At 71.4% G+C, this 13,291-nt stretch carries 14 protein-coding genes; 3 read left to right on the top strand and 11 right to left on the bottom strand.

From position 1 onward, the window contains the following. Window positions 1-62 precede the first annotated feature (62 nt). Window positions 63-665 carry a lytic transglycosylase domain-containing protein gene (locus tag AB0J76_RS38800; protein WP_352323279.1) on the bottom strand — a complete coding sequence of 201 codons (603 nt, stop codon included), beginning with the start codon at window positions 663-665 and terminating at the stop codon, window positions 63-65. Between the two features lie 378 nt (window positions 666-1,043). Here AB0J76_RS38800 and AB0J76_RS38795 point away from each other — a divergent pair, with 378 nt between their 5' ends. The 3 genes from AB0J76_RS38795 to AB0J76_RS38785 are packed head-to-tail and all read left to right on the top strand — an operon-like array spanning window position 1,044 to window position 3,654. After that, window positions 1,044-1,718 (top strand): response regulator transcription factor, encoded by a 675-nt coding sequence (locus AB0J76_RS38795; protein ID WP_125636689.1) that lies wholly within the window; start codon window positions 1,044-1,046, stop codon window positions 1,716-1,718. After that, entirely contained in the window at window positions 1,715-3,130 is a 1,416-nt protein-coding gene (locus tag AB0J76_RS38790) for a HAMP domain-containing sensor histidine kinase (RefSeq protein WP_352323271.1), read from the top strand. The genes AB0J76_RS38795 and AB0J76_RS38790 overlap by 4 nt, the downstream gene beginning before the upstream one ends. An 8-nt stretch (window positions 3,131-3,138) precedes the next feature. Next, the gene (locus AB0J76_RS38785; protein WP_352323270.1) at window positions 3,139-3,654 is read left to right on the top strand and encodes a hypothetical protein; all 516 of its coding nucleotides are present in this window, start codon (window positions 3,139-3,141) and stop codon (window positions 3,652-3,654) included. Between the two features lie 12 nt (window positions 3,655-3,666). On the opposite strand, the gene AB0J76_RS38780 is transcribed toward AB0J76_RS38785, so the two are convergent. From AB0J76_RS38780 to AB0J76_RS38735, 10 genes are all read right to left on the bottom strand, one after another. Next, on the bottom strand, window positions 3,667-4,986 hold the full coding sequence (locus AB0J76_RS38780) for a PhoH family protein (RefSeq protein ID WP_352323269.1): 1,320 nt from the start codon (window positions 4,984-4,986) through the stop codon (window positions 3,667-3,669). A gap of 207 nt (window positions 4,987-5,193) precedes the next feature. Beyond that, entirely contained in the window at window positions 5,194-5,955 is a 762-nt protein-coding gene (locus AB0J76_RS38775; RefSeq protein WP_352323268.1) for an isoprenyl transferase, read from the bottom strand. Between the two features lie 55 nt (window positions 5,956-6,010). Then, complete coding sequence (locus AB0J76_RS38770) at window positions 6,011-6,559, bottom strand: hypothetical protein (RefSeq protein ID WP_352323267.1); 549 nt, start codon at window positions 6,557-6,559, stop codon at window positions 6,011-6,013. Window positions 6,560-6,584: 25 nt separating this feature from the next. Continuing rightward, window positions 6,585-7,412: an amidohydrolase family protein gene (locus AB0J76_RS38765; protein WP_352323266.1), complete on the bottom strand. Its 828-nt coding sequence runs from the start codon at window positions 7,410-7,412 to the stop codon at window positions 6,585-6,587. Window positions 7,413-7,439: 27 nt separating this feature from the next. Next, entirely contained in the window at window positions 7,440-8,318 is an 879-nt protein-coding gene (locus AB0J76_RS38760; protein WP_352323265.1) for a hypothetical protein, read from the bottom strand. Between the two features lie 36 nt (window positions 8,319-8,354). After that, on the bottom strand, window positions 8,355-8,753 hold the full coding sequence (locus tag AB0J76_RS38755) for a hypothetical protein (RefSeq protein ID WP_352323264.1): 399 nt from the start codon (window positions 8,751-8,753) through the stop codon (window positions 8,355-8,357). After that, on the bottom strand, window positions 8,746-9,627 hold the full coding sequence (locus tag AB0J76_RS38750) for a DUF692 domain-containing protein (protein WP_352323263.1): 882 nt from the start codon (window positions 9,625-9,627) through the stop codon (window positions 8,746-8,748). Before AB0J76_RS38750 ends, AB0J76_RS38755 begins: the two co-directional genes overlap by 8 nt. A 1-nt stretch (window position 9,628) precedes the next feature. Beyond that, window positions 9,629-10,534: a TIGR04222 domain-containing membrane protein gene (locus AB0J76_RS38745; protein WP_352323262.1), complete on the bottom strand. Its 906-nt coding sequence runs from the start codon at window positions 10,532-10,534 to the stop codon at window positions 9,629-9,631. Between the two features lie 130 nt (window positions 10,535-10,664). Continuing rightward, window positions 10,665-12,458 (bottom strand): phosphoenolpyruvate carboxykinase (GTP), encoded by a 1,794-nt coding sequence (locus tag AB0J76_RS38740; RefSeq protein ID WP_352323261.1) that lies wholly within the window; start codon window positions 12,456-12,458, stop codon window positions 10,665-10,667. Between the two features lie 248 nt (window positions 12,459-12,706). Beyond that, window positions 12,707-13,228, bottom strand: a complete 522-nt coding sequence (locus tag AB0J76_RS38735; RefSeq protein ID WP_352323260.1) for a hypothetical protein — start codon at window positions 13,226-13,228, stop codon at window positions 12,707-12,709. Window positions 13,229-13,291 lie beyond the last annotated feature (63 nt).

The raw sequence follows: 13,291 nt of genomic DNA, 5'->3' as shown, positions 1-13,291 counted from the left end.
TGCGCCGCTCATACACGATCGGGTGAGACGGCTTGCCGATTACGGAAGAAGAGTTTGAGCTGTCAGTACCAACCTGTGGACTGCGAGTGCCCCCACGCGCCACAGGGCGTGCCGTAGCGGCCCTTGATGTAGCCGAGGCCCCACGCGATCTGGGTGGCGGCATTGGTCTGCCAGTCGCCACCCGCGCTGGCCATCTTGCTGCCGGGCAGAGCCTGCGGGATGCCGTACGCGCCGGAGTAGCGGTTCATCGCCCGCTCGTTCCAGCCGCTCTCCTTCTGCCAGAGCAGCTCCAGGCAGCCCCACTGGTCGGCGCCCCAGCCCTTGGCGGCGAGCATCGACTTGGCGACGGCCTTGTTGCTGCCCGGCGAGGGGTTGCTGCCCGGCGGGAAGTTGGCGGGCGGGAAGCCGCTGCCGCCCGGCGCCTTCTTCGGCACGACCCAGTCGAGCTTCTTGGCGCCGCCGCCGCGGCCCTTCTTGAGCTGGTCGGCCCGGTACGCCTGCTCGGCGGCGTTCTTCAGCGCGTCGGTCTCGGGGTCGGGGGCGAACAGGTTGCCTCCGGCGAGCGCGCCGAGCTGCTCGGCCGTGAACGGGTCGACCGGCGGCTTGCTCGCGTTGTCGACGGCGCGGTAGGCGACGTAACCCCCGCCGCCCACGACCACCACCAAGGACACGACGGCGACGGCGATGCGCTTGGGGGTGAAACGCGAAGGCCGGCGGCGCGCCGAGGGAAGGTCATCCTTCGGGGGGCGCTCACTCAACTGCGGACCGGGGCTCACGATCCATGAGCTTGCCCTGTCATGGGGGGTGGTCCGCAACCGGAACGCGGGATTCGGTTGACGTTCTCTTGGCCAACCAGCAGGTAACAACCTTTTTCACGAAAAATTGTGAATTTCGTCACAGGCTGTCTGGCGCCTCCCTTCGAGCGCCCGCACCGAAGGGAGGCCGCTTTCAGGCTTCCGCCCCATCTTCAGGATCTGATCCGCACCCGGTCACAGTTTGATGACACAACCCGGGTATAGGGGACATGGAATAATAATGTGCGCGTGGCCGGCATCCTCCTTGTAGAAGACGATCCCTCCGTCCGCACAGCCTTGGAGCTGGCGTTGACGCGGCAGGGACATTCCGTCACGTCCTACGCGACGGGCGAGGAGGCTCTGGACCACATCCGCGCCCGCCGCCCCGAGATCGCGATCCTCGACGTCATGCTGCCCGGCATCGACGGCGTCGAGGTCTGCCGCCGCATCCGCAAGCTCGACCAGCTCCCCGTCATCCTGCTCACCGCCCGCGGCGACGACCTGGACGTGGTGGTCGGCCTGGAGGCGGGCGCCGACGACTACGTGGTCAAACCGGTCGAGCCGCGGGTGCTCGACGCCCGCATCCGGGCCATCCTGCGCAGGGCCGAGTCCGCGACCTCCGACCGCATCACCTTCGGCGACCTCGTGATCGACCGGGGGGCGCTCAAGGTCACGCTGGCCAGCAAGGAGATCCACCTGACGCCGACCGAGCTGCGGCTGCTGCTGGAGCTGGTCCGGCATCCCGGCCAGGTGCTCAACCGCCGCTACCTGCTGCGGGTCGTCTGGGACCACACGCACGTCGCCGACTCGCGGCTGGTGGACGCCTGCGTCCAGCGCGTCCGCGCCAAGATCGAGCCGAGGCCGGCCGAGCCCGTCTTCATCCACACCGTGCGCGGGTTCGGCTACCGGTTCAGCCCTCCGTGATCCCGCTGCCCACCGGGCTGCGGGCGCGCCTGGTCATCACCTTCACCCTCGTCGCGGTCACCGCGTCGACGCTGGTCGCCACCATCGGCTTCGAGCTGGCCAAGACCGCGCTCGTGACCAGGGCCGAGACCACGTCCCTCGACCTGGTGACCCGCGAGCTCGGCCGGATCACCTTCCCCGTGGGCAAGCTCAGGCCGGGCGAGGCGGCGCCGTCCATGAAGGAGCTCGACCAGGTCGTCCGCACGCTGTCCAGCCCCGGCCGCAGCGTGCTGGTCGAGTACGGCAACCTGCTGTCCGCCGACGGCCCGATGACCATGAAGGACGTCCCCAACGAGCTGTACGGCCGGGCCAAGCAGAACGTCGTCACCCAGCGCAAGGTGATCGGCAACGAGCTGTGGCTCATCGTCGGCGCCGAGGTCCACCGCTACGAGCCCGGCGTCGCCCCCGAGGCCACCGGGCTGCGCGCGTTCGTGTTCTTCCCGCTGCACGACGAGGAGAGCCAGCTCACGACGCTGCGCAACACGCTCACCCAGGGCGGCGCGGTGATCGTGCTGATCGCGCTGGTGGTGGCGCTGCTGTCGGCCCGTCAGGTGCTGCTGCCCGTACGGCGGCTCAGCGCGGCGGCGCAGGCGCTCGGCCAGGGCCGGCTGGACACCCGCCTGCCGGTGCACGGCCAGGACGAGCTGGCCGAGCTGACCGCCCGGTTCAACGACGCGGCCGCGGCGCTGGAGCTCAGCGTGTCGGAGCTGCGCTCGCTGGAGGCCATGTCCCGCAGGTTCGTGGCCGACGTCTCGCACGAGCTGCGCACGCCGCTCACCGCCATGACGGCCGTGGCCGACATGCTCTCGGAGGAGGCCGGCCGGCTGCCCGACGCGCCCGCGGAGGCCGTACGGCTGGTGCTGCGCGAGATCGAGCGCCTGCGCGAGCTGGTCGAGCACCTGATCGAGGTCAGCAGGTTCGACGCCGGCACCGCGACGCTCAACGTGGAGCCCGTGAACGTCGCCGACGCCATCCTGGACTGCCTGGAGGTGCGCGGCTGGAGCGACAAGGTGGACGTGACCGCCTCCCAGGGCCTGACCGTCAATCTCGACCCGAGGAGGTTCGACGTCATCGTGGCCAACCTGGTCGGCAACGCGCTCAAGCACGGCCTGCCCCCGGTGGAGGTCACCGCGCGCGGCACCGAGAACGGCCTGGAGGTGAAGGTGCGCGACCACGGCAAGGGCATCCCGGCCGAGGCGCTGCCGCACGTCTTCGACCGGTTCTTCAAGGCGGGCGCGGGCCGGGCCCGCAGCCAGGGCAGCGGCCTCGGCCTGGCCATCGCCCGCGCCAACGTGCACCTGCACGGCGGCACGATCTCCGTACGCGCCCAGCAGCCGGGCACCCTGTTCACGGTCTGGCTGCCCCACCAATGACCGCACCGATGACAGCGCGCCGGGCCTTCGTGGCCGCCGCCGCCGCGGCCCTGCTGGCCGTGGCCGCCTGCGGCATCTCGCCGACCGACGTCCAGACCAAGGGCGCCGCCCCCACCATCAAGCTCCCGCCGCCCTCCAAGACCATCTACCTGATCAGGAACAAGCAGCTCACGCTCGAACCCGCCGACGTCGAGAACGGCACCGTGGGCAGCCTGCTCGGCGCCCTCTTCGCCGCCTCCGACCAGCCGCTCGGCGACCGCACCACCGAGCTGCACGGCCTGGAGTACGTCGGCATGAAGGACTCGCTCGACCCCGTGCAGCGCGACGAGATGCAGCTCCCGCGCACCTCCACGCTGACCGTGTACTTCAAGGGCGACCGGCCGCTGAGCAGGCTCGGCAAGGCCCAGATCGTCTGCACCGCGCAGCAGGACGCCGCGTTCGAGCAGGTCAAGATCGTCCGGGAGAACGACGGCCGTCCCCCCAAGGCGGAGGGACGGCCGTACACCTGCCCGGAGCTCAAGTAGGCCCGCCGAGCCTCACATCGTGATGTCCTCCAGCATCTCCGTCACCAGGGCGGCGATCGGGGAACGCTCGGACCTGGTGAGCGTGACGTGCGCGAAGAGCGGGTGGCCCTTCAGCTTCTCCACCACCGCCACCACGCCGTCGTGCCGGCCGACCCGCAGGTTGTCGCGCTGGGCGACGTCGTGCGTGAGCACCACCCGGGAGTTGGCGCCGATCCGGCTCAGCACCGTGAGCAGCACCCCGCGCTCCAGCGACTGGGCCTCGTCCACGATCACGAACGCGTCGTGCAGCGACCGGCCGCGGATGTGCGTCAGCGGGAGCACCTCCAGCATGCCCCGGTCGAGCACCTCCTCGATCACCTCGGGCGAGGTGATCGCGCCGAGCGTGTCGTAGACCGCCTGCGCCCACGGGCCCATCTTCTCGCCCTCGGTGCCCGGCAGGTAGCCGAGCTCCTGGCCGCCGACGGCGTACAGGGGGCGGAAGACGACCACCTTGCGGTGCTGGCGGCGCTCCAGGACGGCCTCCAGGCCCGCGCAGAGCGCCAGCGCCGACTTGCCGGTGCCGGCCCGGCCGCCCAGCGAGACGATGCCGATCTCCGGGTCCATCAGCAGGTCCAGCGCGATGCGCTGCTCGGCCGAGCGGCCGTGCAGGCCGAAGACCTCGCGGTCGCCGCGGACCAGGCGGACGGACTTGTCCGGCGCGACCCTGCCCAGCGCCGATCCCTTGGCCGACAGCAGCCGCAGGCCGGTGTGCGCGGGCAGCTGCCTGCCCTCCTCCAGGTCGGCCGTGCCCTTGTCGAACAGCGTCTCGACGTCCTCGGCCGTCACCTGCAGCTCGGCCATCCCGGTCCAGCCGGACTCGACCACCAGCTCGGCGCGGTACTCCTCGGCCGCCAGGCCGATCGAGGCCGCCTTGACCCGCATGGGCAGGTCTTTAGAGACCAGCACGACGTCGCAGCCCTCGGCCGCGAGCGAGCGCGCGACGGTCAGGATGCGCGTGTCGTTGTCGCCCAGGCGGAACCCGACGGGCAGGATGGACGGATCGCTGTGGTTGAGCTCAACCCTGATCGTTCCATCCCCTGTCGGCATCGGCTCGTCGAGCCTGCCGTGCTGAACCCGCAGGTCGTCGAGGTAGCGCAGGGCCTTCCTCGCGAAATAGCCGAGCTCGGGATGGTGCCGCTTACCTTCCAGCTCCGTGATGACCACGATGGGAAGGACGACGTCGTGCTCGGCGAAGCGCGTCAATGCCGCCGGGTCGGCCAGCAGGACCGAGGTGTCGAGCACGTACGTGCGCTTGGCCGGCTGGTGAGTAGGGTTGCTCGAGGACACTGCCACACGTTCTCCCCCGGGCGCCCATAGGTGCGGGCACCCTGCAGACGAGGTGGGAACCGGACCGGACCCGCGTCCCCGACCGCAGCCTGCCGGCGGAGCCGGACTCCGGCCCCCCTCGGCAGATGTCGGTGCAAAGGCGGGCCCTCTCCGGGATGCCCGGCCTGTGGCCGGACACTTTCAACGTTACGTCCTGGATACCCGAATGTCGCATCAAGAACCGTAACGCCGGTGTCTCGCAGCGTAATCGCGCAGCGCCCGCAGGAAATCGACCCTGCGGAAGTCCGGCCAGTAAGCCTCGTGGAAGTAGAACTCGGAGTGAGCGCTCTGCCACAACATGAATCCGGACAGACGCTGCTCGCCCGACGTACGGATGAGGAGGTCCGGGTCGGGTTGGCCGCGAGTATAGAGATGCTCCGCGATGTGTTCGACATCGAGGACCTCGACGAGGTCCTCGATGCTGGCGCCCTTACTCGCATGCTCCTGGAGGAGTGAGCGCACCGCATCGGCAATCTCACGTCTTCCTCCATACCCAACTGCAACGTTCACAATCAGGCCCGGACGGTGTGATGACGCTTCTTTTGCATTTTTCAGGACATTGGCCGTGCGGTCGGGGAGGAGGTCGAGCGCGCCCACCGGGCTGATCCGCCAGCCCTCGGCCACGAGCTCCTGGACCACGTCCTCGATGATGCGCAGCAGCGGCTCCAGCTCCTCGCGCGGCCGGTTGAGGTTGTCGTTGGACAACATCCAGACGGTGACGACCTCGACGCCCGTCTCCCGGCACCAGCCGAGCAGCTCCGATATCTTGTCCGCGCCCTTGCGGTGGCCGGTGGCCACGTCGCGCATGCCCATGGCGCGCGCCCAGCGGCGGTTGCCGTCGATGATGACCCCGACATGCCGGGGAACGCTGTCCTTGGACAGCTTGGTCTCCAGCCTGTGTTCGTACAGCCGGTAGACCAGGTCGCGCAGGCCCACGGAGTGCCTCCCCAGCGGTGCTGTGCCTTTGGTCGAATGACCCAACAGGCAATTATCACCGCGTTTCGCCCGTGCCTGCTCCCCCAATGGGATTCCTGGCGAGATCTCTTCCACCGAGACACCCCTCGGCTTCATGGACCAGTTCGCGGACGAACTCGGACAACTCCGCGGACGTCAGGACGGCCCTCATGCCCACGCCGGTGGCCCCCCACGCCTCGACGTAGGCCCTGCGGGTCAGCCGCCACTGACCCGGCGCGGGCTGCCAGATGGGGATGGTGCGCAGCTGGCAGCGCAGCTCGCCGCCGCCCACCAGCCCCGAGCGGGTGCGGTAGCGGAAGGAGAACAGCTCGCTCTCCGGCTCCTCGTCGGGGAAGCGGTCGTCGGGGTCGTTCCACCGCCGGGCCGCCCCCCTTCCCTGCCGCGCCTCGTCGACCCCGCGCGCCAGGCGCGCGAGCAGCCAGCCGCACCGCTCCCCCACGCTGCCGTACGGCGTGCCGTCGCGATGAAGCTCAAGGGTGATCTCGTACGGCGTGCCGACGGTGTCCGTGCACGCGACGGGCGTGACGGTCAGGTACGATCCATCGACACAGCGTAGTCCCCCCACGCCCTTCCCCGTTTCCGGCCCCAAGTCAGCTAAACCCGTAGAAACCCCTGGCTGTGTCCCCGAGCACCAGGTCCCGGTCGGTTCCGCCGAGCAGCGCGCCGGTGACCTCCCAGACCGTCCGGTAGTCGGCCGCCTGCAGGGCCACCGGCCAGTCGCTGCCGGCCATCAGGCGGTCCGGGCCGAACAGCTCGACGGCGTGCTCCACGTACGGCCGCAGGTCCTCTACCGTCCAGTTCCGGTGGTCGGCCTCGGTGACCAGGCCGGAGACCTTGGCGTACACGTTGGGGAAGCGGGCGGCGCGGGCCAGCCCGCCGGCCCACGGCTCCCACTCGTGGTCCTTGATCCGGGGCTTGGACAGATGGTCGATGACGATCTTCAGGGACGGATGCCGCCCGGCCAGCGTGACCACGTGGTCGAGGTGCCTGGGCAGCAGCGAGACCACGTCGAACGTCAGCCCGGCCGCCGCGAGCAGGCCCAGCGACTCCAGCACCTCGTCGCGGACCAGCCAGTCGGGATCGGGCTCCTCATGGATCAGGTGCCGGACGCCGCGGAACTTCGGACGGGCCGCGTACCGGGCGATCGCCTCGGCGGCCTCGGCCGGGCGCAGCAGCGGGATCCATCCGACCACCGCGCCGACGAAGTCGTGGGCGTCGGCCAGGGCCAGCAGGGCGTCGGTCTCGGCGCATGAGTCGGCGGCCTGCACCAGCACCGTCCGGTCCACGCCGGCCCGGGCCAGCTCGGGGGCCAGGTCGTGCGGCGCGTAGGTCCGGTAGAGCACGCCCGCCTCGGGGGTGAGCCAGGGGTAGTCGCCGGTTTCGAGGTCCCAGAAGTGCTGGTGCGCGTCGACAATCACCCCACAAACCTAGGATGTCTCGATATTTCAGAGCAAGGGGTGCCAGCCGTGCCGGCGCCAGCCCGGCGGCTGGTGCCACTCGGTCCAGCCGAAGCCGGTGCCGCCGTCGTCGGACTCCAGCTCGCACAGCGCCCTCGGGAACTCGGCCACCGCCCCGTCGGGCGAGACCAGCGTCACGGGGGCGAACGCGACCGGCCGCACGGTCACCGCGCGGCCCGGGAAGCTCAGCAGCGTCTCCGCCGGGCGGTCGCCGTCGAACCGGGTGCCGGCCGTGAAGCCGTCCGCGTGCTCGATCCCGCCGCCGGGCGGCACCGTGAACGCCGGCCACGGCAGCGGCATGCCCAGGTTGACCTGCGTGCCGTGCAGGTGGGTGCCGTCGGAGAGCCGGCCGCTGCTCCACGTCCAGGACAGCGACCACCAGTCCCTGACGCCCCAGCTGTGGTCGCGCTCGCCGTGGCCGTGGAAGGGCCGGCCGTCGACCGTCCCGGTCACCTCGCAGGGGATCTCGTAGCGGGGGGTGAGCTGGTAGCCGTACACGCCGCCGCGAGTGTGCCATTCGAGGTCGAGCGACAGGCCGGGGGCGGCCAGGCGCAGCCGCGCGGTGCGCAGGGGGCCGGGCGCGGCCAGGTCGGCCTCGTAGGCGTCGGCGGAGATCGTCAGGCCGGTCGGCGGGGCCTCGTGGTCGGTGATCTCCACCAGGCCGCCGCCGCGCCGGACGAGCCGGGCCCAGAACCAGGTGCGCTTCCAGTTCGGATAGAGCCCGATGCGGACGTATCCGCCCAGCTCGCCGTCGTCGGCGACGAAGTCGAGGTAGTAGGACTCGTTCCACAGCGGGTCGTCGCCCGGCGGGTGGAGCTGCTCGTCCTGCTCGCCGAGGGGCCAGTCGCCCATGTTGACGATGCGCATGCCAGACCGCCTCCCAAGCGCTTGCTACGGGCAAGCCTAGCGGCGATCGCGGCGGAACACGAAGAGCAGCCGAGCCCACCCGCGCGGCCTGGCAGCCGGCATGAGACCGCGGGCGCGCAACCAGGCGGCGAAGTCGTCGGCGTCGGCCCGGTACCCGGGCGGCGGGACGGCACGGGCCGCCGCGTAGGCGGCGAACTCCGCGGCCAGGGCGGGCCCGGCGGCCCGCGCGGCGTCCGGGCGGAGCCTGGCCACCACGCCGCGCCGCTTGGCGAGCAGTGCGGACGCCTGCACGCGCAGCCGTCCGGCGTCGAAGCCGGCCGGCGGGTCCGCCCCGGCCACCAGGCACGCGACGACCCGCCCCTGCGCCTCCGCCAGCCGCGCCCGCGCCCCGTCACTCACCGCGCCCCCGAGCCGCGCCCGCGCCTCCTCACTCACCGAGCCCGCCTACGGTCTCCGTGGGCGCGCCCACGGGCTCACCGCGCCCGCCCACGGTCTGCTCGGCCGGGGACATGGCGGCCCGGATGCGGGCCAGTTCGCCGGCGAGCGCGGCGTCGCCCGGGTAGTCGTCGTCCCACTCCAGCAGCACCCCGGGCGGCCTGGTCCGGGCGCACAGCTCGGTCAGCAGGCCGAGGACGGCCGGCGGCACGGCGGCGGTGTGCGTGTCGTGCCAGATCCCGTGGTGCTCGTGCCCGCCGGCCACGTGCACGTACGCCAGGTGCTCCAGCGGCAGCGCGTCCAGCGCGTCCACGGCCGACAGGCCCAGGTTGACCTGGGCGGCGTACAGGTTGGCGACGTCCACCAGCAGCCCCACCCCGGTACGCTCCACCACCTCGGCCAGGAAGCCGGCCTCGGTCAGCTCGTCGTCCGGCCAGCCGAAGATCGCCGCCACGTTCTCCAGGGCCAGCGGCACGGGCAGCGCCTCCTGGGCCAGCCGCACGTTCTCCACGACGACCTCCAGCGACTCCCGCGTCCGCGGCACAGGAAGCAGGTGCCCCGCCTCCACGCCGCCGCCGCGGACGAACGCCAGGTGCTCGCTGACCAGCGGCGCGTCCAGGGCCCGCGCGCAGGCCGCGAGGTGGGCGAGCCGGGCCGGGTCCGGCGGCTCGGCGCCGCCGACGCCGAGCGAGACGCCGTGCGGGATCACCGGCACGCCCCTGGCCCGCAGCACGCGCAACGACTCGGGCAGGTCGCCGGGGTCGATGTTCTCGGCCACCACCTCGACGAACCCGACGCCCGCCATCCGCTCGATCGTCAGGTCGAGCTCGGGCCGCCACCCGATGCCCACTCCCAGGTCCGGCATGTCCGGCATGTCAGCTCCCCCCGCCGCCGCAACCGCCCCCGCAGCCGCCGCCTCCGCAGCCGCTTCCGCCGCCGCACCCCGCCGCGCCGCAACCGCCGGCGGCGGCGCTGTGCGACTGGTCGCCGCCGCGCCGCCGCCGGGTGGCGACCGTACGGGCCGGGGAGCCGTCGAGGGCGAGGACCAGGTTGGCGTCGTTCAGCTCGCCGAGGCCGTACAGCGCGACGGCCACCGGGCCGGCGGACGTGCCCGGCGGGTGGTCCAGCTTGGCCCGGTCGAGCGCGGCCTGCCCGGAAGCGGTGAGATCGGTGGGGAACGTACGCCGGTGTCCGGCGATGGCGCCCGGCGCGCCCACGACCGTCCCGGCCAGGACGCCGAGCGCGGCCAGGGGAAGCGGCGACGTGCCCTCGACCGCCACCGTCAGCGCCTCCACGGCCGCCCCGGCGAGCGCCAGCAGCGCCAGCACCCGTAACCGCACGATCAGCCGGTTCACCTGGGTGAAGGAGCCGGTGGGGTGGACGGCGCCGATCCTGCCCAGCCGGTGCCTGAGCCCGTCCAGGGTCTCACCCTGGCTCACGCGCTCCCTGATCGTGCTCGCCCACGCGCCGGGGTTGCGCTCGACCTCGTCCAGGACGGCGTCCTCGACCGGCTCGCCGGTGCGGCGGGCGCCGGCCACCTGGTGCACCCGCCCGTCGCGGGACACGCGTACGGCCCCTGAGGCCGCCAGCAGCCCGACGGCGGCGTCGGCGACGCGCCTGGACCCGCCCGCCAGGAAGGCCAGCTCGTAGAGGCCGAGACCGTGCGGCCGGAGCTCGACGGCGGCCGCCCGGATGGCGGCGTGCTCACGCCGGACCGCGAGAACGGTGACCCCGGCCGCCACGGCCAGCGCCACCGCGAGGATGAGAAGGAACAGATCCATACGCCCTCCCCTCGTGCGGCCCGTCGGGCCGCGTACCGGGAAGACGTATAAGCACGGCATAAAGGTTCCGGGCGATCAGAACGCCCCCGCGCGGTGCGGCGGCCAGCACCGTCGCACCGCGCGCGCCCGCTCAGCCGAGCCGGTCGAGCAGGGCGTCGTACTCGTCCCACAGTTCCTTCGGCAGGTGGTCGCCGAACTTCTCGAAGTGGGCCGGGATCAGGGCCGCCTCCTCGCGCCACACGTCGCGATCGACCGACAGCAGCGTGCGCAGGTCCTCCTCGGACAGGTCGAGGCCGTCGGTGTCGAGCTCGGCGGGCAGCAGGCCGATCGCCGTGGGGTTCGCCTTGGCCTCGCCGTTGAGGCGGTCGACGATCCACTTGAGCACGCGGCTGTTCTCGCCGAAGCCGGGCCAGATGAACTTGCCCTCGTCGTTCTTCCTGAACCAGTTGACGTAGTAGATGCGCGGCAGCTTCGCGCCCTTGACCCGGCCGATCTCGAGCCAGTGGCCGAAGTAGTCGCCCATGTTGTAGCCGCAGAACGGCAGCATGGCGAACGGGTCGTAGCGCAGCTCGCCCACCTTGCCCTCGGCCGCGGCGGTCTTCTCGGAGGCGACGTTGGCTCCGAGGAAGACGCCGTGCTCCCAGCTCAGCGACTCCGTGACCAGAGGCACGGCGGTGGCGCGGCGGCCGCCGAAGAGAATCGCCGAGATGGGCACGCCCTTGGGGTCCTGCCACTCCGGTGCGATGGTCGGGCACTGGGAGGCGGGGGTGGTGAAGCGGGCGTTCGGGTGGGCGGCGGGCTCGTCGCTGTCGGGCGTCCAGGAGCGGCCCTTCCAGTCGGTCAGGTGCGCCGGGGGCTCCTCGGTGAGCCCCTCCCACCACACGTCGCCGTCGTCGGTCAGGGCGACGTTGGTGAAGATGCTGTTGCCCCAGAGGGTCTTGATCGCGTTGGCGTTGGTCACCTGGCCGGTGCCGGGCGCGACGCCGAAGAAGCCGGCCTCCGGGTTGATGGCGTACAGACGGCCGTCGTCGCCGAAGCGCATCCAGGCGATGTCGTCGCCGATCGTCTCGACCTTCCAGCCCGGGATCGTGGGCTGGAGCATGGCTAGGTTCGTCTTGCCGCACGCGCTCGGGAAGGCGGCGGCGACGTAACGGGTCTCGCCGTCGGGCGGCGTGAGCTTGAGGATGAGCATGTGCTCGGCCAGCCAGCCCTCGTCGCGGGCCATGACGCTGGCGATGCGCAGCGCGTAGCACTTCTTGCCGAGCAGCGCGTTGCCGCCGTAGCCCGAGCCGTAGGACCAGATCTCGCGGGTCTCGGGGAAGTGGCTGATGTACTTGGTGGAGCTGCACGGCCAGGCCACGTCGGGCTGGCCCGGCCGCAGCGGGGCGCCGACGGAGTGGACGGCCTTGACGAAGCCGCCGCGCTGCTCGATCAGGCGCAGGGCCCGGTCGCCCATGCGCGTCATGATCCGCATCGACACGGCCACGTACGCGGAGTCGGTGATCTCGACGCCGAGCTGCGAGATCTCGCCGCCGAGCGGGCCCATGCAGAACGGGACGACGTACATGGTGCGGCCGCGCATGCAGCCCGCGAAGAGCTCGGAGAAGGTCTGGCGCATCTGCGCCGGAGCGATCCAGTTGTTGGTCGGGCCCGCGTCCTCCTCGCGTTCCGAGCAGATGTAGGTACGGTCCTCGACCCGCGCCACGTCGCTGGGATCGGACTTGGCGTAGAAGCTGTTCGGGCGCGCGGCGAGCCGGGTGAGCGTGCCCTGCTCGACGAGGAGGTTGGTCAGGCGGGTCCACTCCTCCTCCGAGCCGTCGCACCACTCGATCCGGTCGGGCTGGGTCAGGGCTGCGATCTCGTTCACCCACGCGACCAATTCACGATTGCTCGTCGGCGCGGGGACTTCCACGGAAACGGACACGACTGCGACTCCTCCACTCTCTCAGGGCCCAGTCATCATTAACGACGAAGGCGCATGAAAGCCAATTGGCATAGACCTGTTGGCGCGACCGTCGCCGCAGGCAGCGGCCCTGACGATCCGGGGAGCCTACCCAGGTCTCCGAGATTTAAAAGAGGAATTCGCGGGGGTGGTCCAGGCCAATTCGCGTGGTCTAAACCAATTACCGCAGTGGTTTAGTCCAATTTCCCGAGCCGTTTCCGCCGGTGTTCTCAGGAATTGACGTCGGGGCCCGCGTTGCGCACCCTGTCGACGTGCTGGAGGGCGTCGCGCAGCTCGGCCAGCCAGGTGTCGGTGTTCTTGCCGACCAGGCGCACGCACCAGGCGAGCGCGTCGCTGCGGCTCCTGGCCACCCCGGCGGCCACCAGCGTGTCGAGCACCTGACGCTCCGACTGACGCAGACGCGTCATCACGGGCACGGAGAGTGTGGTGAACATCACAGTCTCGCCCCCGCACCGCACGCCCCAGGAGACCTTCTGGCGGAACCGGCGCTCCGCCTCGCGGGCGATCTCGATGCGCCGCTCGCGGGTCTCCTCACGGAACCGGCGGGCCAGCCCCTCGATGAGGGCGAGCCGCTCGGCCTCGGGGGTGTCGGCGGGCGGGTCGGGCAGCGTGCCGAGCACCGCGATCTCCTCGCGGTCACGGACGATCTCGGGGGCCCCGGTGAACCACCCCTCGGGGAGCCGGCCGGTGAACCAGCCGCGGGCCTGCGCGCTCACATCGTCTGTTGACATGTAATCACGATTACACAGTTGCGCGCGAAATGCACGAGCCGGACCCCGGAACGTGCAAAGGTT

The sequence above is a fragment of the Nonomuraea sp. NPDC049624 genome, from assembly GCF_040675255.1.
Lineage (GTDB): Bacteria > Actinomycetota > Actinomycetes > Streptosporangiales > Streptosporangiaceae > Nonomuraea.
Note: the sequence above shows the minus strand (reverse complement) of the source record. Positions and strands in the feature narration are given on the sequence as shown.

What these genes read in the sequence shown, in the direction of transcription:
- AB0J76_RS38785 (WP_352323270.1), top strand. Translation starts at nt 3,139, where the DNA reads ATGACAGCGCGCCGGGCCTTCGTGGCCGCCGCCGCCGCGGCCCTGCTG.
- AB0J76_RS38760 (WP_352323265.1), bottom strand. Translation starts at nt 8,318, where the DNA reads ATGCGCATCGTCAACATGGGCGACTGGCCCCTCGGCGAGCAGGACGAG.
- AB0J76_RS38750 (WP_352323263.1), bottom strand. Translation starts at nt 9,627, where the DNA reads ATGCCGGACATGCCGGACCTGGGAGTGGGCATCGGGTGGCGGCCCGAG.
- AB0J76_RS38745 (WP_352323262.1), bottom strand. Translation starts at nt 10,534, where the DNA reads ATGGATCTGTTCCTTCTCATCCTCGCGGTGGCGCTGGCCGTGGCGGCC.
- AB0J76_RS38735 (WP_352323260.1), bottom strand. Translation starts at nt 13,228, where the DNA reads ATGTCAACAGACGATGTGAGCGCGCAGGCCCGCGGCTGGTTCACCGGC.